The 21287-nt window shown below is 72.3% G+C and carries 21 protein-coding genes; 6 read left to right on the top strand and 15 right to left on the bottom strand.

Annotated elements, in window-relative coordinates; genetic code table 11:
• Positions 1-8: 8 nt before the first annotated feature.
• The 9 genes from G3I78_RS03005 to G3I78_RS02965 form a co-directional block, all read right to left on the bottom strand.
• Positions 9-1313: a sugar ABC transporter substrate-binding protein gene (locus G3I78_RS03005; protein ID WP_164421136.1), complete on the bottom strand. Its 1305-nt coding sequence runs from the start codon at positions 1311-1313 to the stop codon at positions 9-11.
• Positions 1314-1415: 102 nt separating this feature from the next.
• Complete coding sequence (locus tag G3I78_RS03000) at positions 1416-2504, bottom strand: LacI family DNA-binding transcriptional regulator (protein ID WP_164421135.1); 1089 nt, start codon at positions 2502-2504, stop codon at positions 1416-1418.
• 147 nt (positions 2505-2651) lie between these two features.
• The gene (locus G3I78_RS02995; protein ID WP_164421134.1) at positions 2652-3326 is read right to left on the bottom strand and encodes a 4-carboxy-4-hydroxy-2-oxoadipate aldolase/oxaloacetate decarboxylase; all 675 of its coding nucleotides are present in this window, start codon (positions 3324-3326) and stop codon (positions 2652-2654) included.
• The gene (locus G3I78_RS02990; RefSeq protein ID WP_164421133.1) at positions 3323-4540 is read right to left on the bottom strand and encodes an aspartate transaminase; all 1218 of its coding nucleotides are present in this window, start codon (positions 4538-4540) and stop codon (positions 3323-3325) included. Before G3I78_RS02990 ends, G3I78_RS02995 begins: the two co-directional genes overlap by 4 nt.
• 4 nt (positions 4541-4544) lie before the next feature.
• Complete coding sequence (locus G3I78_RS02985; RefSeq protein ID WP_164421132.1) at positions 4545-5288, bottom strand: SDR family oxidoreductase; 744 nt, start codon at positions 5286-5288, stop codon at positions 4545-4547.
• A 36-nt stretch (positions 5289-5324) separates the two neighbouring features.
• Positions 5325-6638: an MFS transporter gene (locus G3I78_RS02980; RefSeq protein ID WP_164421131.1), complete on the bottom strand. Its 1314-nt coding sequence runs from the start codon at positions 6636-6638 to the stop codon at positions 5325-5327.
• 120 nt (positions 6639-6758) lie between these two features.
• Entirely contained in the window at positions 6759-7757 is a 999-nt protein-coding gene (locus G3I78_RS02975; protein ID WP_164421130.1) for a biotin-dependent carboxyltransferase family protein, read from the bottom strand.
• Entirely contained in the window at positions 7750-8499 is a 750-nt protein-coding gene (locus G3I78_RS02970; RefSeq protein ID WP_164421129.1) for a carboxyltransferase domain-containing protein, read from the bottom strand. The genes G3I78_RS02975 and G3I78_RS02970 overlap by 8 nt, the downstream gene beginning before the upstream one ends.
• Position 8500: 1 nt before the next feature.
• Entirely contained in the window at positions 8501-9283 is a 783-nt protein-coding gene (locus G3I78_RS02965; protein ID WP_164421128.1) for a 5-oxoprolinase subunit PxpA, read from the bottom strand.
• A gap of 199 nt (positions 9284-9482) precedes the next feature.
• Here G3I78_RS02965 and nac point away from each other — a divergent pair, with 199 nt between their 5' ends.
• From nac to G3I78_RS02945, 4 genes are read left to right on the top strand one after another with little or no spacing between them, the layout of a single operon-like run.
• Entirely contained in the window at positions 9483-10379 is an 897-nt protein-coding gene (gene nac, locus G3I78_RS02960; RefSeq protein WP_164421127.1) for a nitrogen assimilation transcriptional regulator NAC, read from the top strand.
• A 55-nt stretch (positions 10380-10434) separates the two neighbouring features.
• Positions 10435-11430 (top strand): D-glycerate dehydrogenase, encoded by a 996-nt coding sequence (locus G3I78_RS02955; protein WP_164421126.1) that lies wholly within the window; start codon positions 10435-10437, stop codon positions 11428-11430.
• Complete coding sequence (locus tag G3I78_RS02950; RefSeq protein WP_164421125.1) at positions 11427-12197, top strand: glucose 1-dehydrogenase; 771 nt, start codon at positions 11427-11429, stop codon at positions 12195-12197. Before G3I78_RS02955 ends, G3I78_RS02950 begins: the two co-directional genes overlap by 4 nt.
• 34 nt (positions 12198-12231) lie before the next feature.
• Complete coding sequence (locus G3I78_RS02945) at positions 12232-13257, top strand: L-idonate 5-dehydrogenase (RefSeq protein ID WP_164421124.1); 1026 nt, start codon at positions 12232-12234, stop codon at positions 13255-13257.
• Here G3I78_RS02945 and G3I78_RS02940 read toward each other — a convergent pair.
• The 4 genes from G3I78_RS02940 to G3I78_RS02925 all read right to left on the bottom strand — a co-directional run bounded on the left by G3I78_RS02940 (position 13254) and on the right by G3I78_RS02925 (position 18096).
• Entirely contained in the window at positions 13254-14297 is a 1044-nt protein-coding gene (locus tag G3I78_RS02940; protein ID WP_164421123.1) for a hemolysin family protein, read from the bottom strand. The two genes, G3I78_RS02945 and G3I78_RS02940, sit on opposite strands and share 4 nt — an antisense overlap.
• Complete coding sequence (locus G3I78_RS02935) at positions 14294-15616, bottom strand: hemolysin family protein (protein ID WP_164421122.1); 1323 nt, start codon at positions 15614-15616, stop codon at positions 14294-14296. The genes G3I78_RS02940 and G3I78_RS02935 overlap by 4 nt, the downstream gene beginning before the upstream one ends.
• A gap of 144 nt (positions 15617-15760) precedes the next feature.
• A complete protein-coding gene (locus G3I78_RS02930; RefSeq protein WP_164421121.1) occupies positions 15761-16783 on the bottom strand; it encodes a hemolysin family protein in 1023 nt (340 codons plus the stop codon).
• Positions 16780-18096 (bottom strand): hemolysin family protein, encoded by a 1317-nt coding sequence (locus tag G3I78_RS02925; protein WP_164421120.1) that lies wholly within the window; start codon positions 18094-18096, stop codon positions 16780-16782. The genes G3I78_RS02930 and G3I78_RS02925 overlap by 4 nt, the downstream gene beginning before the upstream one ends.
• 207 nt (positions 18097-18303) lie before the next feature.
• Here G3I78_RS02925 and G3I78_RS02920 point away from each other — a divergent pair, with 207 nt between their 5' ends.
• Positions 18304-19272, top strand: coding sequence for a sporulation protein (locus G3I78_RS02920; protein WP_203614082.1), 969 nt, complete (start codon positions 18304-18306; stop codon positions 19270-19272).
• Positions 19273-19307: 35 nt separating this feature from the next.
• Here the strand turns inward: G3I78_RS02920 and G3I78_RS02915 are convergent, their stop codons facing one another.
• Together G3I78_RS02915 and G3I78_RS02910 are read right to left on the bottom strand one after the other, a co-directional pair.
• A complete protein-coding gene (locus G3I78_RS02915) occupies positions 19308-20390 on the bottom strand; it encodes a M56 family metallopeptidase (RefSeq protein ID WP_164421118.1) in 1083 nt (360 codons plus the stop codon).
• A 6-nt stretch (positions 20391-20396) separates the two neighbouring features.
• Positions 20397-20783 (bottom strand): BlaI/MecI/CopY family transcriptional regulator, encoded by a 387-nt coding sequence (locus G3I78_RS02910; protein WP_164421117.1) that lies wholly within the window; start codon positions 20781-20783, stop codon positions 20397-20399.
• 204 nt (positions 20784-20987) lie between these two features.
• On the opposite strand from G3I78_RS02910, the gene G3I78_RS02905 reads away from it, so the two are divergent.
• On the top strand, positions 20988-21209 hold the full coding sequence (locus G3I78_RS02905; RefSeq protein WP_164421116.1) for a twin-arginine translocase TatA/TatE family subunit: 222 nt from the start codon (positions 20988-20990) through the stop codon (positions 21207-21209).
• The last annotated feature ends 78 nt before the right edge of the window (positions 21210-21287 follow it).

The following is a 21287-nucleotide window of genomic DNA, read 5'->3' as shown; positions in this document are numbered from 1 at the left end:
GGTGCACCTCACTTGGTCGTCACCGACAGGCCGAGGCTCTTCAGATCGGGCAGGGTCCGGCGTTCTCCTTCGCGCAGGGAGCCGATGATGCTGCCGCTGCCTGCGCCCGCCTTGGCGAAGCCGTCCTCGACGGAGGTGATCGTGGAGGTCATCCGCGGACCCCACTGCCAGCGCGGGGAGATGAGTTCGGCGGACTGCTGGAAGAGGCCGAAGATGTCCTGGCCGGAGTAGTAGGAGGTGTCCATCTCCTTGCGGGCCACGGGGACGAGTGCCGGTACGGCGGGGTAGGCGCTGCTGACCCCGCTGGAGAGCTTGGCGCGCAGGGCGTCCGGGCTGGTGACCATCCAGGTGATGAACTCCAGTGCCTCCTTGGGGTGTCGGCTGTCCTTGGTGACGGCGAAGGTGGAGCCGCCCTGGGTGCCGAGCGAGGGTTCGGCGGGGTTCCACTGCGGGAGGGGGGCGATGGCCCACTTGCCCTTGCCGTCGGGGGTGGACTTCATCAGGGAGCCCGCGGCCCAGGCGCCTGCCATGTAGCCGACCGTCTCGCCGTTCTGGAGGTGGGCCCGCCACTGCTGGCTGTCGACCGGTTCGACCCGGACCAGGTCCTGGTCGACGAGGTTCTGCCAGTAGGCGGCGACCTTGCTCGTCGGGGCGTCGGCCATGGTGATCCGCCAGGTGTCGCCGACGGCCCTGAACCACTGGCCGCCGGCCTGCCAGGCGAAACCGGCCATGTGCTGGGAGCCGTTGGTGAAGAAGCTGGCCATCCGGGTGCCGGGGTCGGCCTTCTTCAGCTTGCGGGCCGCGGTCTCGAACTCCGCCCAGGTCCTGGGGACTTGGATGCCGTACTTGGTGAAGACGTCCTTGCGGTAGAAGAACATCATCGGCTCGATGTCCACCGGTACGGCGTAGACACGGCCGTCGAGGGTGGTCAGGTCGAGGGCCTGCGGGAGGAACTCGGCGCGTACCGAGGCGGGGAGCAGGTCGGTGAGGTCGCGGGGGACGCCGTCGATGGCGTAGCCGGGGAGCTGGGGGTACTCCATGGTGGCGACGTCGGGGGCGTTGCCGGCGCGGGCGGCGTTGCTGAGCTTGGCCCAGCCGCCCTGGGGTCCGGAGGGGACCTGCTGGTAGTCGACGCGGATCCTGTCCTGGCTGCGGTTGTACTCGTCCACGACCTCCTGGGTGCCGCGCAGGGCCGACCAGAAGGTGAGGTGCACGGGCCCGCTCCCGGTGCCGGTGCCGCTCCTGGAGGAGGAGCAGCCCGCCAGGATCAGGGCGACGGTGACGATCAGTACGGCGGCACGTCGGCCGGGCATGGGGCCTCCCGCGTCTCTGCTGGGTCATCAGCATCTTGGGCGGGCGACGAAAAAAGCGTCAATGGATCGAACAGAAGAAAATAAAGCGGTCAAACGAACAAATCAGGGGGCCGGGGCGGTCGATCCCCTCACCACCAGGCCCGGGAGCAGTTCCACGTGCCGGGTCGCGATGGGCCGCAGTCCCTCGCGGGCCGCGTCGAGGCGGCGCAGCAGGAGTCCGAGGCCGATGCGGCCCAGCTCGGTCTTGGGCGGGGCGACGGCGGTCAGCGGGACCGGGCCCATGTCGGCGACGACGTCGTTGTACGCCACCACCGAGCAGCGTCCCGGCACGTCGATCCCGGCGGCCTGGAGCCGCTGCACGAGGACCAGGGCGTCCATGTCGCTGTGGATCAGCACGGCCGTGGCGCCCGCCTCGCGCACGGCGGCCACGAGGTCGGCGGCGCCGGGGCCGGCGGCGGACGGGTCGGGGCCGGCGGCGCGGGAGCTGAGGATCGTACGGCAGCCCTCGGCGAGGCCTCTCGCACCGGTCTGGCCCGCGAACTCGCCGCGGATCACCCGGGCGGTGGGGCTGTCGTCGCGGGCGGCCAGGACGACACGGCGGTGGCCGAGGGCGGTCAGGTGCTCCAGGGCCAGGTGGACGCCGTAGGCGTGGTCCGAACGGACCGAGTCCATGGGGTAGATGGCGCTGGTGCGGGCGGGTCGGCGCTCCACCAGGACGACGGGGACGTCCAGTTCGGTGAGCCAGGAGTGGTCCGCGTCCAGCTCCTCGGCGCGGGTGCGCCAGTGCGGGGAGAGCAGCAGGCCGCGCGCGCCGCCGTCCAGTGCCTGGCGCACCGCCTCGCGCTCGGCGCCGCCGTCGCCGGGCGCGATGTGCAGTTCGACGCGGAGTCCGGCCTTCTCGGCGGCCTCCCGGGCGCCCTGGACGGCGTCGGTGAGGTAGGTGTTGCGCTCGGGCACGATCATGGCGACCGCGTCCCCGCCGGCCGGGCTCTGCTCCGGCACCGGCCGCAGCGACCGCGCCACCCCGTGCCCCCGCCGCACCTCCCCCCGGTGCGCCAGTTCCTCGACGTCCCGCCGCACGGTGACGACGGAGACCCCGAGCTCGTCGGCGAGGTCGGCGATCCGCGCGACCCCCCGCACGCGCACCAGCTCCGCGATCCGGGCCTGCCGCTGCCGCGCCGACTCCCGCATGGCTCACCGTTTCCGATCGATTGTCCGGGACGGTGTCATCGTACCGATCAATCGATCAGAAGGTGAGGGCGGCGGATGCGGGCGCTGCCCACGGCGGACTGCCCGCGCCTCTGCTCCTCCCCCCTACCCCGCTGCTCCTCTACTCCTCTACTCCTCGATGACCAGTCCCTTGGCCGCGAGGAGCGGCTCCAGTCCGCAGATCTCCGTCACCGTCTTCCCGGCCCGGTACGCGGCGATGTACTCGGCCTCGGTGTCGACGCGTTGCCGGGAAGCCTCGGCCACCTGCTCGGCGTCCTCGCGGCGGACGACCACCACGCCGTCGGCGTCCGCGCGGACCACGTCACCGGGGCGCACCAACTGGCCGCCGATCGTGACCGGTTCGCACATCGGGCCGACGGTCTCCTTCACCGTGCCCTTGATGCAGACGCTGTGGGAGAAGACCGGGAAGCCGAGGGCGCGCAGGTCCTCGGTGTCGCGAACGCCCGTGTCGGTGACGAGGCCGGCGAGGCCCTTGGACTGACAGGCGTTGGCGAGGACGTCACCGAAGGAGCCGGCCTCGGTGTAGGCGCCGGCGGAGACCACGACCACGTCGCCGGGGCGGGCGTAGGCGATGGCGGTCTGGAGCATCAGGTTGTCGCGGGGCGCGCACTGGACCGTGAACGCGGGTCCGCACAGCGACATGCGGTGGTCGACCGGCTTGATGGACGAGTCCAGCGCGCCGAGCCTGCCCTGCGCTTCGTGGATGGTGGCCGAGGAGTACGTGCCGAGCCGCTCGACCAACTCCGGCGCGGGACGGTCGAACTTCGTGCTGACGCGGATCATGACGGCCTTTCGGACGGGGTCAGTTCGGCACAGGCGGCGGCGAGACGCGCGCACGCCTCGGTCAGGACGTCCGCCGACGTGGCGAAGGAGATACGGAAGTAGCCGGGCGCGCCGTACGCGGAGCCGTGGATCACCGCCACCTGTTCACGGTCGAGGAGGTAGCGGGCGAAGTCCTCGTCGTCTCGCAGGAGTTCACCGGAGGGGGTCGACCGGCCCAGCGCCGCACGGCAGTTCACCAGCAGATAGAAGCCGCCGCTCGGGCTGGTGCAGCTCAACTGCGGTATCTCGCCGATGAGTTTGACGGTGGTGTCCCGGCGGGCCCGGTACACCTCGACGGTCTCCCGGACGAAGTCCTGCGGTCCGGTGAGCGCGGCGGCCGCGGCGGCCTGGCTGACGGAGGACGGGCAGGAGGAGATCTGCGACTGGAGGGTGTTGATCGCGGTCACCAGGTCGGCCGGACCGACCCCGTAGCCGATCCGCCAGCCGGTCATGGCGTACGTCTTGGAGACCCCGTTGGTGAGGAACACCCGGTCGGCCAGGCGGGGTTCGGCGGCGGCGAGGGACAGCCCGGCACCCTCGTCGTACCAGATCTCGTCGTAGATCTCGTCGGTGAGGACGCGGACCTGCGGATGGTCCAGCAACACCTCGGCGAGCGCCCGGAGTTCGCCGGTGGTGTAGGCGGCGCCGGTCGGGTTGCCGGGGGTGTTGAGGATCAGCCAGCGGGTGCGGTCGGTGAGGGCGGCCGGCAGGCCGGCCGGGGTCAGCTTGAAGCCGTCGGACTCCGGGCAGTCGACGATCACCGGGGTGCCGTCGTTGGCGCGGACCATGTCGGGGTACGACACCCAGTACGGGGCCGGTACGACGACCTCGTCGCCCTCGTCCAGGGTGGCCATGAGCGCGAGGAAGATGACCTGCTTGGCCCCGCCGCCGACGGTGATCCGCGAGTCGTCGTATTTCAGGCCGTGGCGGTCCAGGAGCTTGCCCCTGATCGCCGCGCGCAGCTCCGAAGTGCCGTTCACCGGCGTGTACTTGGTCTCCCCCGCCTCGATCGCGCGGATCGCGGCCGCCTTGACGTGGTCGGGGGTGTCGAAGTCGGGCTCGCCCACGGTCAGGTCGAGGATCGTGTGGCCCTGGGCCTTGAGTTCGCGGACGCGCTGGGCCGCCGCCGTGCTGGGCGAGGGCTTGATACGGCGGACCCGTGCTGCCGTAGGCATGCGATCAGCCCTCCCTGCGCTCGAAGTTGAGGCCGCCGGGGACCTGGAAGGTCGGCAGGATCTCGATGTGGCCGATGTTGACGTGCCGGGGCGAGTCGACGGCGAACTCGATGGAGTCGGCGATGTCCTCGGGCTTGAGGGACTCGTAGCCGTCGTAGAACTGCCGCTGGGCCTCCGCCATGTCGCCGAGGAGCCGGCCGAAGATCTCGGTCTCCACCCGGCCGGGGCAGATCTCGGTGACCCGGACCCGCTTGCCGTAGCCGTCGACCCGCAGCTGGCGGGAGAGGGTGTGCACGGCGGCCTTGGTGGCGTGGTAGATCGTGTTGCCGCCGAAGTTGTAGACCCCGGCGATGGAGCTGATGTTGACGATGTGGCCGAGGTCCCGCTCGACCATGCCCGGCATGAGCAGCCGTACGAGGTGCAGCACGGCCTGGATGTTGACGGCGACCTGCTCGTCCACGGCGAACTCGTCGGCGGTGAGGATGTTGCCGGTGCGGGAGACGCCCGCGTTGTTGACGAGGACGTCGATCTCCAGGCCGCCCAGGGCGGCGGTGAGCGCGGTGGTGTCGGTGATGTCGACGGCGTGCGGGACGCAGCCGGTGGCGTCGGCGAGGGCTTCGAGGCGTTCCGCGTTGCGGGCCACGGCGTGGACTTCGAGCCCACGCTTGGCCAGGCGTTCCACGACCACGGCTCCGATTCCGGTGGACGCTCCCGTGACGAGTGCGGTCCTGTAGTCGGAGATGGGCATGCGGGTGCTCCTTGTTCGGTGTTTTTCGGGGGGGTGTCAGACGTCGCGCAGGGGCAGATGGGCCCGGTCCTTGACCCGGGACACGGCGAGGAGCGTGCCCAGGGCGGTGACGACGGCGTAGTAGGCCGGCATGTGGACGTCGCCGGTGCGGTCGATGAGGTAGGTCATGAGCAGCGGGGCGGTGCCGCCGAAGAGGGCGGCGGAGACGTTGTAGCCGAGGCCGTAGGCGGAGTAGCGGACCCGGGTCGGGAAGAGCTCGACGAGCAGGATGTGGATGACACCGGTGTGCCCGGCGAAGACGAGGGCCATGAGACAGGCGCCGAGGACGGCGAGTGCGACGTTGCCGGTGCCGATCAGGAGGTAGCAGGGGATGCCCACGACGGCCATGGCGACCGCGGCCCCGGCGATGACCTTCTTGCGGCCGACCCGGTCGGAGAGCCGGCCCATGTACGGGATGGCGATACAGATCGCGACCAGGCTGGACGCGGTGACGAGGAGCCCCTGGACCTTGCTGAAGTCCAGCTCGCTGCTCATGAAGGTGGGCATGTAGCTGAACAGGACGTAGTAGCCGGAGCCGTTCATCAGGGGGATGAACAGGGCGAGCAGCATCGCGCGGCGGTGCTCGGCGGAGGAGAACGCCTCCTTGAGCGGGTTCCTGGACAGACCGCCCTCTTCTTGCAGGCGCGTGAAGTTGGGGGTGTCGCTGATCCGCTTGCGGATGTAGATGCCGGTGATGCCGAGCGGCACGGCGAGCAGGAACGGGATGCGCCAGCCCCAGGACTCCATGCGCTCGGCGCCGAGTCCGCTGGTCATGGCGGCGGCGATCAGGGTGCCGGTGAGCAGGGAGAGGAACGAGGCGATCTGGGCGTAGCTCGTGTAGAGCCCGCGCTTGCCCTCGGGGGCGTGCTCGGCGAGGAAGCTCATCGCGCCGGAGGCCTCGCCGCCGACGGAGAAGCCCTGGGCGACGCGGAGCAGGATCAGCAGGGCGGGGGCGGCGACGCCGATGCTGGCGTACGTCGGCAGGACGCCGATGGCGGCGGTCGCGACGCTGATCAGCATGATGACGAAGACCAGCATCCGCTGGCGGCCGATGCGGTCGCCGAGGTGGCCGCAGATGATCCCGCCGAGGGGGCGGAAGAAGAACGACACGGCGTAGCCGAGGAAGACGAGCTGGACGGCGTTCTCGGAGCCGGGGAAGAAGACGGCGGCGAGGGTGCCGGCCATGAAGCCGAAGATGCCGTTGTCGTAGAGCTCGGCGAAGATGCCGACGCATCCGGCGAGGGTGATCTTCCGGGCGGTTCTGGGATCGACGGTGTTCGGTATCGGCTGAGCGGCGGCCACGGTGCTCATGGCTCTCCTGTCGGGGAGGAGGGGCGGGATGAGGTGGGCTCGGCTCGGTGGGGGCGGGCGGGGGAGGGGGCGGGGGCGGGGCCTGTGGTGTCTGGGCCCGGATACGCGGGGCAGTCGGGGTCAGCCGCCGGCGTGGACCGGAATGCGGAGGGTGTCGAAGGCGGTGCGGACCCTGGCCCGGAGCGCGTCCACGGCGGCGCGTTGTGCGCGGTACGCCGTGACCGCCTCGTCGAGGGTGCGGTGCCGGAAGCGGAGGGCCTGGCCGGGGCGGACCTGGCCGAGGGCGGAGAGGCCGGTGGCGGTGACGACGGCGAGGACGGGGTAGCCGGCCGTCACACCGCGCCCGCGGTGCAGGACGAGGAGTTCGTCCCCGGCGGGCACCTCGACGGCGCCGATCGGTACGCCCCGGGAGAGCACTTCGCCTGTATCGGTACGACGGGGCAGGCGCCCTTCGCTGCCCAGCCGCAGTCCGATGTGGTTGCTGCGCGGGCTCACGGTGAAGGGCGCGCCGAAGAGCCGGGATGCGGTGTCGCCGAACTCGGCCCGGTCGGGGCCGTCGGTGACGTCGATGGTCCACGTGGTCGCCGGGAAGGCGGCGGCGGCGGGGGCGGCCAGGCGGAAGAGGGGGATGCGGGAGTAGGGGTGGTCGAGGGGCGGGCAGGAGGCGCGCAGGGTGAGTTCGTCACCGGCACGCAGGGCGGGGCCGAAGCCGAGGACGGTGTCGGGGGCGCAGCTGCCCTGGAGGTACTCGGTCTCGACCGACCCGAGGACGGCGAGGTAGACCCGCAGTCCCTGCCGGATGCCGGCGACGCGGAGGGGCTCCCCGGCGCGGACGACGAACGGCTCCCACTGGGGTCGGGGGGCGGCGGAGACGGTCACGTCGGCGGGGGCGCCGGTGACCGCGACGAGGATGTCGGCGGAGGGGACGCAGGCGAAGTCGAGGGCGGTCAGCTCCAGCAGGGGCGCGCGCTCGTCGTTCCCGCACAGGATGTTGGCCACGCGGGCGGAGTGCTGGTCGAGGGCTCCGTTGGCGGGGAGGCCGTGCCGGGAGCGACCGGTGCGGCCGAGGTCCTGGACGGTGGTGTGACCGGGGGTACGGACGGTGAGGGTGTCAGCCATGCCGGACCAGCCTCGGGCCATCCGCCCGTCCCTCCGCACACTCCGCCAGCGACACCCCCGCGAACTCCCCCCACCGCTCCGCCCCGATCGGCACGAACCGGAACGTGTCTCCGGGCCGGTACGGCGTGAGGGGGTCGGCATGGAGGTCGAGGACGCGTACCGGGGTGCGGCCGAGGAGGGGCCAGCCGCCGGGGGACGGCATCGGGCAGATCACCGCCTGGCGGCCGGCGACGGCGACCGAGCCGGGGTCGACCCGGGTACGGGGCGAGGCCAGCCGGGGCACCGGCACCGGGAAGGGCGGTCCGTCCGTCATCGGCGCTCCGGCGGGCGCGCCCAGGCAGCGCACGGTGAGGTCGGACCCGGAGTGCAGGGCGACCACCTCGCCCTCGGTCAGGCCGAGTTGGGCGGCGACCACGGGCAGGTCGGGGCCGTGCTCACCGCCGTAGACGACGGGGACGACGAAACGGCGGGGCGCGGCCGTGGGCCCGGGATCGACGCCGAGCCGTGCGGCCTCGTGCCACAGCAGCCGTCGTACGGTCTCGTGGCCCGTGTCCGCGCAGTCGAACTCCACGAGCAGCGCGTCGTACGCCGGCACCAGCCCGTGCACACCGGGCAGGTGCACGGCGTCGAGAGCGTCGGCGAGCGTGTGCACGAGCCGCCAGGCGGCCTCCTGGTCGAGGCCGACGGCCCTGGCGACGACGGCGGAGTCACCGCAGTCCTTGACGGTGAGGTGGCCGGTCATGTCAGGCCCCCTTGGCGTCGAGGACCTCGTCCAGAGCGGCGAACTTCACGCCTGCCGCCAGGAGTTGCTCCCGGACCCGGGCGGCCAGGGCGAGTGCCCCCGGGGTGTCGCCGTGCAGGAGGACCGTGTCGCAGTCGACGGGGACGTCACGTCCGCCGACGCTGCGGATCACCCCCTCCGTGACCATCCTCAGCGTCCGCCGGGCGATCTCCTCGGCGTCGTGGATCACGGCCCCCGGTTCGGAGCGCGGCACGAGCGTGCCGTCGTCGCGGTAGGCCCGGTCGGCGATCCCGACGATCCCCACGCGCAGCCCGCGCTTGCGGGCCGCGTCGGCGAGTTCGCCGTCCTGCGCGAGGACGATCAGCGACGGGTCGAGGGCGGCGACCGCGTCCACGACGGCCCGCGCGTAGTCGTCGCGCACGGCGACCAGGTTCCCGAGGCGGCCGTGCGGGGCGACATGGCGGACCCGGGTGCCGTGGGCGACGGCGAAGGCCTGGAGCGCGCCGACCTGGTAGAGCACGTCGGTGCGGACCTCGTCCGGGGTCAGGTCCATCGCGCGGCGCCCGAACCCGACGAGGTCGGGGAAGCTCGGGTGCGCGCCGACGGCCACGCCCTTCTCCACGCACTGCCGAACCGTCGTGTCCATGATGCGCGGATCCCCGGCGTGGAATCCGCAGGCGACATTGGCCGACGTCAGCAATTCGAGAAGGGCTTCGTCGTCGCCCATCGTGTAGGCGCCGAATCCCTCGCCGAGATCGGCCACGAGATCGACCGTATGCGTCATGGGGCCCTCCGAACGAGGAAAAGAAGAAAAGGAATTCCGGCGCCTTGGCGGCACGGCCTGGAATGTGTTTCCCACAACGTAGTGCGCCGCTCGCCCGGCGACCAATACGCGTTCACTTTGGCGTTATCGCGGACCGCTATGACCCGGGTCACACGCCCCGCTCCCTACGATGAGGCTCCGCTCGATCGGAGGGCCCCGCATGGACACCAGGCGTCTCTACTCGTTCATCAAGATCGTCGACGCGGGGAGCATCACGCGCGCGGCGGACATCCTGCACATCGCGCAGCCCGCCCTCAGCCAGCAGCTCTCGGCACTGGAGGCGCAGTTCGGGCAGCAGCTGCTGATCCGCAGCAAGCGCGGGATCGCCCCGACCGAGGCGGGCCGGGCGCTGTACCGGCACGCCCAGCTCATCCTCCGCCAGGTCGACCTCGCGCACGCGGCCGTGGAGGTCTCGGGCCGGGCCCCCGCCGGCGGGGTGTCGGTGGGCCTCGCCCCGTACAGCATGGGCGCGGCCCTCGCGCTCCCCCTGCTCAAGAGCGTGCGCGAGCGCTACCCCGGCATCCTGCTGCACATCAACGAGAACTTCGGCGGGGTGATCAGCGAAGCGATCATGACCGGGCGGATGGACATGGCGTTCATCTACGGCGCCGGGCCGCTCAAAGGGGTGCAGTTCGAGCCCATACGCTCCGAGGACCTGTTCCTGATCGGCGCGCCCGGCGGGGCGGGCGAGGTGCCGCTGGAGGAGCTCGCGGAGGTGCCGCTGCTGCTCCCGAGCCGTATCCACACCATCCGGCAGGTGGTCGACTCCGCGTTCCAGCAGGCCTCGCTGCGGCCCCGGGTGGTCGGCGAGGTCGAGTCCGCGCTGACCCTCGTCAACGCCGTGGACGCGGGGCTCGGGGCCACGGTCCTGCCCTGGTCGGCCGCCCGCGCGATCCTCGACGTCCGCGCGCTCGCGGTGCGCCGGATCGTGGACCCGGTGATCCCGGTGAAACTCTCCGTGGTGACCGCGGACGGCCAGCCGCTTTCCGAGCCCGCACTCGCCGTGCACGATCTTTTCCTGGAACTGGTCACCGCCCTGGATAAGGAACAGCAATAGCGTCACATCGAATTGCTATTTGTCTCCGGCCCCTGTCGCGGTTAGCGTCCACGCCATGAAAAAGCGTGTGCTGACCACCCGTGAGAATCTGCCCGGCCACGGCCTCGACCGGTTGTCCGAGGCGGCCGACGTGGTGGCCTGGTCCGCGGCCGCCAAGCCCGGTCCCGCGGACCTGGCCGCGCTGGCGCCGGGCGTGAGCGCCGTGCTGGCGCTGGGCAACGACCCCGTCGACGCCGCCCTGATGGACGCGGCGGGCCCCTCCCTGCGGGTGATCGCGCTGGCGAGCATGGGCTACGACAACGTGGACCGGACCGCCGCGGCCGAACGCGGTGTGGTCGTCACCCATACCCCGGGCGTCCTCGCGGAGACCACCGCCGACCTCACCTTCGCCCTGATCCTGGCCGCCCGCCGCCGCCTGGGCGCCGCGACCGAGAGCCTCGCCGCCGGGTCCTGGGACGTCTTCCGCATGCACGACTACCTGGGCCTGGACGTCCACGGCGCCACGCTGGGCCTGATCGGCTACGGCCAGATCGGGCGTGCGGTGGCCCGCCGGGGGCAGGGATTCGGCATGCGCGTACTCCATTACGACCCCTACGCGGACGTCACCTCCGACGACGGCCTGTCGACCCCGGCGAGCCTGACCACGCTGCTCGCCGAGTCGGACGTCGTCTCCCTGCACGTCCCGCTCACCGCCGAGACCCGGCATCTGATCGCGGCCCGCGAACTGGCGGCGATGAAGCCCACGGCCACCCTCGTCAGCACCTCGCGCGGCGGGGTCGTGGACGAGGCGGCCCTGCTGGACGCCGTACGGTCGCGGCGGCTGCACTCCGCCGGGCTCGACGTCTACGAACGCGAGCCGATGGGACGGGAGTTGTCGCCGCTGGTGGCGGAGGAGCACGTGGTGACGCTGCCGCACATCGGCTCGGCCACCGAGCCCACCCGGGCGGCGATGGTCGACCTGGCCGTCGACAACATCCTGGACGTCCTGGACGGCCGGCCCGCCCGCACCCCGCTTCCCGGTACGGCGGCCCGCGCGGGGGTGGCCGCGTGAGCCACCCCCTGTTCGACATCACCGGCAAGGTGGCCCTGGTGACCGGCTCCAGCCGGGGCATCGGCAAGGCGCTGGCCAAGGGACTCCTGGAGGCGGGCTGCACGGTCGTCCTCAACGGCCGGGACGCCAAGACACTGGAGGAGGCCCGCGCGGAACTCGCCGCCGCCTTCGGGGACCGGGTGCGCACGGCCGCCTTCGACGTCACGGACTCGGCGGAGGTCGCGGCCGGGATCGCCCGGGTCGAGGAGGAGACGGGTCCGCTCGACATCCTCGTGAACAACACCGGGGTCCAACACCGCACGCCCCTGCTGGAGTTCACCGACGAGGACTGGCGCAGGCTCGTCGACACCAACCTCACCAGCGCGTTCTTCGTGGGCCGCGAGGTCGCCCGCCGCATGGCCCCGCGCGGCCACGGCAAGATCGTCAACATCTGCTCGTTGCAGAGCGAGGCGGTCCGCCCCGGCATCGCGCCCTACTCGGCGACCAAGGGCGGTCTGAAGATGCTCACCAAGGGCATGTGCGCCGACCTCGGCCCGCTCGGCATCCAGGTCAACGGCATCGGCCCCGGCTACTTCGACACCGAGCTCACCTCGGCCCTGGTCGCCGACGAGGAGTTCAGCGCGTGGGTCCGCAAGCGGACCCCGGCCGGGCGCTGGGGGAACGTCGAGGACCTGGTGGGCGCCCTGATCTACCTGTCCTCCCCCGCGTCCGACTTCGTCAACGGCCAGGTGCTGTACGTCGACGGAGGCATGCTGTCCGTCCTGTGAGGCCCCTGTTCCAGTGATCGAAGGAGACGTCCACATGCACGCCTGCGTCGTCCACAAGGCGGGAGACCTCCGCGTCGAGGAGCGCGAGCCCGTCGCCGCCGGCCCCGGTCAGGTGACCGTGTCGGTCGCCCTCGGCGGGATCTGCGGCTCGGATCTGCACTACTACCGGCACGGCCGGGTCGGGGACTTCGACGTGCGGGAGCCGATGGTGCTCGGGCACGAGATCGTCGGCCGTGTCGCGGGCGTCGGCCCCGGCACCGACGGTCCCGCGGTCGGCACCCCGGTCGCCGTGCACCCGGCCACCCCGTGCGACCGGTGCGTCCACTGCGCCACCGGGCACCGCAACATCTGCGCGGACACCCGCTACCTCGGCAGCGCCGCCCGCACCCCGCACGTCCAGGGCGGGTTCGCCCAGCGGGTGACCGTGCCCGCCGCGCAGATCCGTCCACTGCCGCCGGAACTCCCCCTGCGCCGCGCGGTGTTGGCGGAGCCCTTGTCGGTGGCCCTGCACGCCGTGCACCGGGCCGGTGACGTGCGCGGACGGCGGGTCCTGGTCACCGGGGCCGGTCCGATCGGCTGTCTGGTCACCGCGGTACTGAGCCACCGGGGCGCCGCCGAGGTCGTGGTGAGCGACCTCCTGGAGACCCCACTGCGGATCGCCTCGGCGTCCGGCGCCACCGCGACGGTCCGTGCGGACGAACCCGGCGCCTGGGGCGGGGAGTTCGACATCGCCGTCGAGGCCTCCGGAGCCCCCGCGGGCCTGCGCACCTGCGTGGAACGCGTCCGGCGCGGCGGCACCGTCGTCCTCCTCGGCCTGCTGCCGCCCGGCGAGGTCCCCCTCCTGGGCAACATCGCCGTCACCCGCGAACTCGACCTGCGCGGGGCCTTCCGCTTCGACACGGAGTTCGACGAGGCCCTCACCCTGCTCGCCGGGGACCTCCCGGTCGACGCGATCGTGACCCACACCTTCCCGCTCGCCGAGTCCCGCGCGGCCTTCGACATCGCCCACGACCGGAGGGTCGCCTCGAAGGTGCTGCTGGATCTCGACGACCGGCGTTAGCCTCCCTGAGGCTGGAGGTACCGGGCGAGGAGGTCGTCCAGGGTCACCAGGCCCGTCAGCTCGCCGTTCTCGTCCCGTACGACCGCCAGCGACGCCCGGTGTCTGCGGAGCAGGTCGATCGCGTCGGCGACCGTGGTGGTGCAGGTCAGCTCCGGGATCGGGCGGGCGAGGGTGCGGGCGGTGCCGGCGCGGCCCTGCGCGCGGGCGACGAGCGCGTCGCGCGCGTGCAGGGAGCCGAGGATCCGGTCCCCCGGGACCCCGTCCCCCTCCCGGCCCTCGCGCACCACCATCCGCGTACGGTCGTGCTCGGCGGCCGTGCGCAGGATCGCGTCGAGGTCGGCGGTGCCCGGTACCGAGGTGATCTCCGCGGCCGGGATCTGGAGTTCACGCACCGGCGTATCGGGCTCGGTGAGCGAGCGGGTGAGCAGCTCGGAGTCAGCCTCGCTGATCAGTCCGAGCCGCTCCGACTCCTCGACCAGATGGGTCAGTTGCTCACGGTTGTGCACGGCGGTCAGCTCGTCGCGCGGGGTGACCCGGCACAGCCGTACCAGCGTGTTGCTCATCCGGTTGAGCACCGAGATCAGCGGCCGGACGACCTTGACGACACCCCGGAAGGGCGGCGAGAGGAGCATCGCGGAACTCTCGGGGTGGGCGATGGCCCAGGACTTGGGGGCCATCTCACCGACCACCATGTGCAGGAACACCACGACGATCATGGCGAACACGAAGGCCACGCCGTAGCTGAGCGCGCTGGGCAGGCCCAGGTCATGGAGCAGCGGGTCGAGTTCGTGGGAGATCGCGGGCTTGGAGACCGAGCCGAGGCCCAGGGTGCAGACGGTGATGCCGAGTTGGGCGCCCGCCAGCATCAGGGACAGCTCACGCATCCCGGCCAGCGCCGCCTTCGCACCGCGACGGCCTTCCGCGGCGGCCTTCTCCATGCGGTGCCGCTTGGCGGCGACCAGCGCGAACTCGGCGGCGACGAAGAACCCGCTGCCGATCAGCAGCAGGACGGTGACGAAGATCGCCGTAGGGAAGCTCATGCCTCGCCCGTCCTCTCGATGCGGACCCGCTCCGGCACATGCCGGTCCAGAGTGCGTACGTCGATCCGCGCGCACCCGCCGTCCGGCAGGTCCACGGTGATCCGGTCGCCGATCGCCGGGAAGCGGCCGAGCCGGTCGACGATCAGGCCGGCCACGGTGTCGTAGTCGTCCTCCTCGGGCAGTTCGACACCGGTGGCCTCGGCGACCTCGTCGAGACGGCGGCCCGCGTCCACCAGCCAGCCCGGCCCGTCCGCGACGGCGATCTCGGTGACGGTGTCGGTCTCGTCGGCGATGTCGCCGACCAGTTCCTCGGCGATGTCCTCGTAGGTGACGATCCCGGCGACCCCGCCGTGCTCGTCGAGGACGACCGCGAACTCGTCGTCCCGCTCCCGCATCTGCTCGACGGCCTCCGGCAGCGGAAGCGTGTCCGGCAGCAGCAGCGGGGTGCGGGCGAGGGCGCCCGCGGTGGCCCGGGACAGCTCGTCCGCGGACAGCCGCATCAGCTCGCGTACGCCCAGGACGCCCGGGACGTCGTCCGGGTGGTCGCCGAGCAGGGGGTAGGTGGAGTGGCCGTGCTTGGCGATCAGGTCGACGGCCTCGGCGGCGGTGGCGTCCTTGCGGACGAAGACGGCGTCGACGCGCGGCACCATCACCTCGTCGAGGGTGCGCTCGGAGAACTCCAGGGCGTGGTCGAGGAGTTCGGCGGTGTCCTTGGGCAGCTCGCCCTGTTCGTGGGACTCGCCGATGAGATGGCCCAGCTCCTCCAGGGTGGCGCCGTGGTGGAGTTCCTCGACGGGTTCGATGCCGATCCCGCGCAGCAGCCGGTTGGCGGCGCCGTCGAAGACGCGCACCAGCGGGCCGACGACCTTGAGGTAGGCGATCGTGGAGGGCGCGAGGGCCTTGGCCAGCTGCTCGGGGACGGCGATCGCGAGGTTCTTCGGGGCCAGCTCGCCGAGGACCATCTGGACGACGGTGGCCAGGACGAACGCCAGCACGACGGAGATGCCGCCGACCGCCCCTTCGGGGATGCCCATGCCGGTGAGAACCGGCTTGAGCAGCGCGGAGACCGAGGGTTCGGCGATGAAGCCGACGACCAGACCGGTGACCGTGATGCCCAGCTGGGCGCCGGAGAGCATGAACGACAGCCGCTCCAGCACCTTGAGCGCGCGGGCGGCCTTCTTGTCACCGGCCTCCGCGGCGCGGGCGAGGGCGAGGCGGTCCGCCGAGACGTACGCGAACTCCTGGGCGACGAAGTAGCCGGTGCCCGCGGTCAGCAGGAACACGGCCAGCAGGCCCAGGACGGCACTGGTGGTACTCAACGGCGCGTCGATCGCGTCGGGCGGGAGTCCGTCGATGGGGCGGACACGGGCTTGCTCCTTCGATAGTGATGTTCATCGGGTGAACGGCCGGGCCGGGAACGGCGTTCCCAGGTCTACCAGCCGTACGTCACGCCCGCGCGCCGGTCACAGCGCGGCCGGTGCCGGGCCGACCAGCTCGGACAGGACATCTTCCATGGTCACGAAGCCGAGCACGGCACCGGCCTCCCCGGTGACCGCGGCCAGGTGGCTGCCACCGGCGCGCAGCGCGGTGAGGGTGTCGTCCAGCGGGGTGTCGATGCGGACCCGGGTGACCGGGTGCAGGGCGGAGCGCGGGAAGGGCCGGTCGCGGTCGGTGACCCCGAGGGTGTCCTTGATGTGCAGATAGCCCAGCAGGGTGCCGTCGGGTCCGGTGACCGGGAAGCGGGAGTAGCCGGCGTCGGCGGCCAGCCGCTCCAGGCGGGCCGGGGTGACCGAGGCGTCGACGGTCCGCATCTTGGGGACCGGGACGAGGATCTCGCCGACCGGGCGGGTGCCCAGCTCCAGGGCGTCCCTGAGCCGTTCGCCGTCGGCGGGCGAGAGCAGCCCCGCCTCACCGGCCTCGACGACCATCCGGGCGAGCTGGTCGTCGGTGAAGACCGACTCGACCTCGTCCTTGGGCTCCACGCGCAGCAGCTTCAGCAGGGTGTTGGCGAAGGCGTTGATGCCGAACACGAACGGCCTGAGCGCGCGCGTGAGCGCCACCAGCGGCGGTCCGAGGAGGAGCGCGGTGGGCACGGGGGCGGCGAGGGCGATGTTCTTCGGGACCATCTCGCCGATCAGCATGTGCAGATAGGTGGCCAGCGAGAGCGCGATCACGAAGGCGATCGGGTGGACCAGCCCGTCCGGGACGCCGGCCGCCTCGAAGCCGGGCTCCAGGAGGTGCGCGACGGCCGGTTCGGCGACTGCGCCGAGGACCAGCGAGGAGACGGTGATGCCGAGCTGGGCGGTGGCCATCATCGCGGAGAGGTGTTCGAGACCCCACAGGGTCATCCGGGCCCGCTTGTGGCCCGCACGCGCGCGTGGCTCGATCTGGCTGCGGCGCACGGAGATCAGGGCGAACTCGCCGCCCACGAAGAAGGCGTTGGTCAGCAGCGTCAGGGCGCCGACGAGCAGCTGCACGGTGGTCATCGGGACTCCTCCCCCGTCCGGACCAGGACCGGCGCGGTGATCCGGACCCGGTCGGCGCGGTGGTGCTCGACCTCCAGGACCTCAAGGCGCCAGCCGCCGTCGACCTCGATGTCGTCGCCCTTGGCGGGGATACGGGCGAGCCGGGTGGCGACCAGTCCGGCCACGGTTTCGTACGGCCCCTCGGGCGCGGTGAGGCCTATTCCGCCGAGCCGGTCGACGCGGACGGAGCCTTCCGCCTCCCAGGTCCCGGCACCGGCGGGCCGCAGGTCGGGCACTTCGACGGGGTCGTGTTCGTCGCGGACCTCGCCGACGACCTCCTCGACGATGTCCTCGACGGTGGCCACGCCCGCGGTGCCGCCGTATTCGTCGATGACGACGGCCATGGTGCGGGTGGCCCGCAGCCGCTCCAGGAGCCGGTCGGCGGTGAGGCTGTCCGGGACCAGCAGGGGCGCGGTGGCGAGTTCGGTGACCGGGGTGACGGCCCGCTTGCCGGGCTCCAGGGCGAGCACGTCCCGGATGTGCACGGTGCCGACGACCTCGTCCAGGCTGTCGCGGTAGACCGGGAAGCGGGACAGGCCGGTGGCGTGGGTGAGGTTCGCGGCGTCGGCCGCGGTCGCGTGGGTCTCCAGGGCCTTGACGTCGACGCGCGGGGTCATGACGTTCTCCGCGGTCAGCTCGCCCAGGTGCAGGGTGCGCACGAACAGCTCGGCGGAGTCGGCCTCCAGGGCGCCCTCGGCGGCCGAGCGCTCGGCGAGCGCGACCAGCTCCTCGGGGCTGCGGGCGGAGGCCAGCTCCTCGGCGGGCTCCAGGCCGAAGCGTCGTACGAACCGGTTCGCGGTGTTGTTGAGATGCCGGATGAACGGGCCGAAGAGGGCGGTGAAGGCGGCCTGCGGTCCGGCCACCACCTTGGCGACGGCCAGGGGGCGGGAGATGGCCCAGTTCTTCGGCACCAGCTCGCCGACCACCATCAGCACGACGGTGGACAGGGCCACGCCCAGCGCGGTCGCCACCGGCGCGGAGGCTCCGCCCAGGCCGATCGCCGCCAGCGGGCCTCTGAGGAGGGCCGCGAGGGAGGGTTCGGCGAGCATGCCGATCACCAGGGAGGTGACGGTGATGCCGAGCTGGGCGCCGGAGAGCTGGAAGGTCAGCCGGCGTACGGCCTTCAGGGCGCCCTCGGCGCCCCGCTCACCGGACTCGGCGGCCCGCTCCAGGTCACCGCGCTCGACGGTGGTCAGGGAGAACTCGGCGGCGACGAACACGGCACACGCCAGCGTCAGCAGCAGGGCCAGCGCGAGCAGCAGGATCTCGGTCACCTGGCCACCCCCGCTCGCCCGTACGGGTGGGACGCGGCGCGGTCGGTACTGGGAGGCTCACCCATTGCGGGTCCGTGGCTCCTTCGGGTCGGGACTGGTCTCACCCAATGGTAAAGGACAGGCAAAGCAACCTGGCGGGGTGCGATCACCCTATGCTTCTACGCACCTGTAGAGAAAAGCAACGGAGAATGGGGAGTGAATACCGCCATGGTGTTCAAACGGCTGCTCGGCTCGCTCGGCGTGGGCGGGCCCACGGTGGACACGGTCCTCGACCCGGGCGCGGTCCGGCCGGGCGGCGGACTGTCGGGGCAGGTCCATCTGGTGGGCGGCGAGGCCGACTTCGACATCGAGCACATCGGCCTGGAACTGGTGGCGCGGGTCGAGGCCGAGCACGAGGACGGCGAGAGCGAGGGGGTCGTCGTCTTCGAGCGGTTCACCGTCGGCGGCGGCTTCCGGCTCGCGGCGGGCGAGCGGCACAGCGTGCCGTTCACGGTGACGCTGCCGTGGGAGACACCGATCACCGAGCTGTACGGCCAGCCGCTGGGCGTCGTGCTGGGGCTGCGCACCGAGCTGGCGGTGGCCGGCGCGAAGGACAAGGGCGACCTGGACCAGCTGACCGTGACGGCGCTGCCGGCGCAGGAGGCGATCCTGGAGGCCTTCGGGCAGCTGGGCTTCGGCTTCAGGTCGGCCGACCTGGAGTACGGGCGGATCGGCGGCACCGGCCAGCAGTTGCCGTTCTACCAGGAGATCGAGATCACCCCGTCCCCGCGCTACGCGCACCAGGTGAACGAGATCGAGGTGACCTTCCTGGCGGGCCCCGCGGGTCTGGAGGTCGTCCTGGAGGCGGACAAGCGCGGCGGGCTCTTCTCGTCGGGCCAGGACGCCCTGACCCGCGTCTTCGTCGGCCACCACGACGTCCGGGACTGGAACACCGAAGTGGACGGGTGGATCAGCCAGTTGGTCGAGCACCGGGGGTCGTACGGGCACGAGAGCCACTACGCGCACGGCGAGCACCACCACGAGGACCGCCACGACGGCCACCGCTCGGGACCGGGCATCGGCACCGCCGTGGCCGCGGGCGCGGCCGGACTCGCGGTCGGTGTCGTGGGCGGGATGGTCGCGGCCGAGGTGATCGACGAGGTCGGCGACTTCTTCGAGGGCGACGAGGAGGACTGAGTCACGCGCGGGGACGCCCTCCCGGCCCGCGTCGGCTACAGGGGCGTCGCCGCGTGCAGCACCAGGGCCAGGGTCAGCGCCGAGTTCGCGGAGGACATCGCCGACATGGCCGTACCGGCGGCAGCCGTCCAGGCCGCCGCCCCCACGGCCGTGAACAGCGAGGGCCAGCTGCGGGTCGCGGGCGCGGGCCCCAGCAGGGCGGCCACCCGCCGTGGCACGGGGCCCGGCAGGGCGAAACGGGGCAGCGCGGAGCCCGGGTCGCCCGAACCGGAGGACCCCGGCGCCGGGCCGCGGCGGGCGACGAGCCTCCGCACCGGAGCGGCGGGACCGGAACACCGGGCCCCGCCGAAGCCGAGACCGGTGCGCCCGCGCCCCGGGGCCGCGAAACCCGCCAGCGTCGGGACCGGTGTGCCGCGGGAGATCAGGGCCGCTCTGCCGATCGCCTGCGCCACGGTCCTGCGGTCGCCGACCACGCGGGCCGCCTCCTCATCGGCCCAGCGCTCCGCCGTGTACGAGACGGCCGTACGCAGGGGCCGCAGGAAGGGGTTGGCGCCCGCGGCCAGCTGGACGACCAGCAGGAAGCGGTGGTGGCGGGCGGCCAGGTGGGCGCGCTCGTGGGCGAACAGGGCGCGGCGCTCGGCGGGCCGCAGGCCGGTGAGCAGGGCCGTGGTCACCACGATGCGGTCGCGGGTGCCGCCGGGAAGGGCGTAGGCGTACGGCAGTTCGTCGGCGAGCACCGCGACCTCCGTGCCCGGCAGCCCGGTCAGCGCGCGATGGGCGCGGCGGCGCACCCGGCCGTGCCGCCACAGCGTGCGCAAGCCCACCGCGGCGACGGCGAGGAGGCCCGGGATGGCGGCCTTGCCCGCGACCTCGTCGTAGGGCACGGCCGCCCGCACCTCCGGGTCGGACCAGCCGTCGGGCAGCGGGTTGCCGGGCAGCTGCGCGGTGCCGACGACCATGAGCAGGCCGAGGCAGACCGTGCTGCACAGGGCCATCACGCCGGCCACGGCGGTCAGCAGCCGGGTGGCGACGCGTGGGTGCAGATGCTGCTCGGCGAGCCGGGCGATGGGCCAGGCCGTGAGCGGCAGGACCAGTGGCAGAAAGACGAACAACCCCATGAGGCTTTAGTCTTCCCCTTCGTCCCGGGTCCGACCCAGCAGCTCCCGCAGCAGCTTCTCGTCGTCGGCGTCGAGCGAGGTGACGAAGCTCGCCAGCACCGCCTCCCGGTCGCTCTCGCCGTCCAGCAGCCTGCGCATCCGGTGCGCCGCGAGCCCGGCCTCGTCCGCGACCGGGGTCCAGGCGAAGGAGCGGCCCGAGCGCTCCCGGGTGACCGCGCCCTTGGCCAGCAGCCTGGTCAGGATGGTGATGACCGTCGTATAGGCGAGGTCGGAGCCGAGGCGTTCCTGCACCCAGCCCGCGGTCGCCGGTCCGTCCGCCGCCCGCAGGGCCGACAGGACCTGCACCTCCAGCTCGCCCTGTCCCCGCCGCCGGGGTCGCCGGTGGTCCGTCATGCTCTGTCTCCCTTCCGCTGCCGCGCACGTCACGGGCGGTCCATCGTAAGGACACCGGGGCCCCGCGCGCCCCTGACGTGATTTCTACAGTGCTGTAGAGTCACGCTCGTCCAGCGCTTCGCACAGCGGGAGGATGCGGGTACGCTGCCGGTCCGGCGGGCGTCGCGTCCGACTTCGGCGTCTACGTCTGACGGAGGACTTCACATGTTCGGACTGAGCGAACTCGCGATCATCCTGATCGTCGTCATAGCGGTCCTCGCCGTCAAGAAGGGCCCCGAACTGGCGCGCTCGGCGGGCAAGTCGGCCCGCATCCTCAAGGCGGAGAAGCGGGCCGCGCAGGAGGGGCAGCCGGCGCCCCAGGTGATCCAGGGCGAGGTCGTCGAGCCCGGCACGGCTTCGGAGCCGCAGGGGCCGGGCAGCCGCTGAGCCGTACCGCGGCCTCCGGATCTTCACGTTCCCGCCGTGAGGGCGGGGACCGATCGGTACATACGCTGCCGGGAGCAC

This window comes from Streptomyces sp. SID13726, assembly GCF_010548375.1.
Classification (GTDB): Bacteria; Actinomycetota; Actinomycetes; order Streptomycetales; family Streptomycetaceae; genus Streptomyces.
The sequence above is the reverse complement of the archived record's forward strand: the minus strand, read 5'-3'. Positions and strand labels throughout refer to the sequence as shown.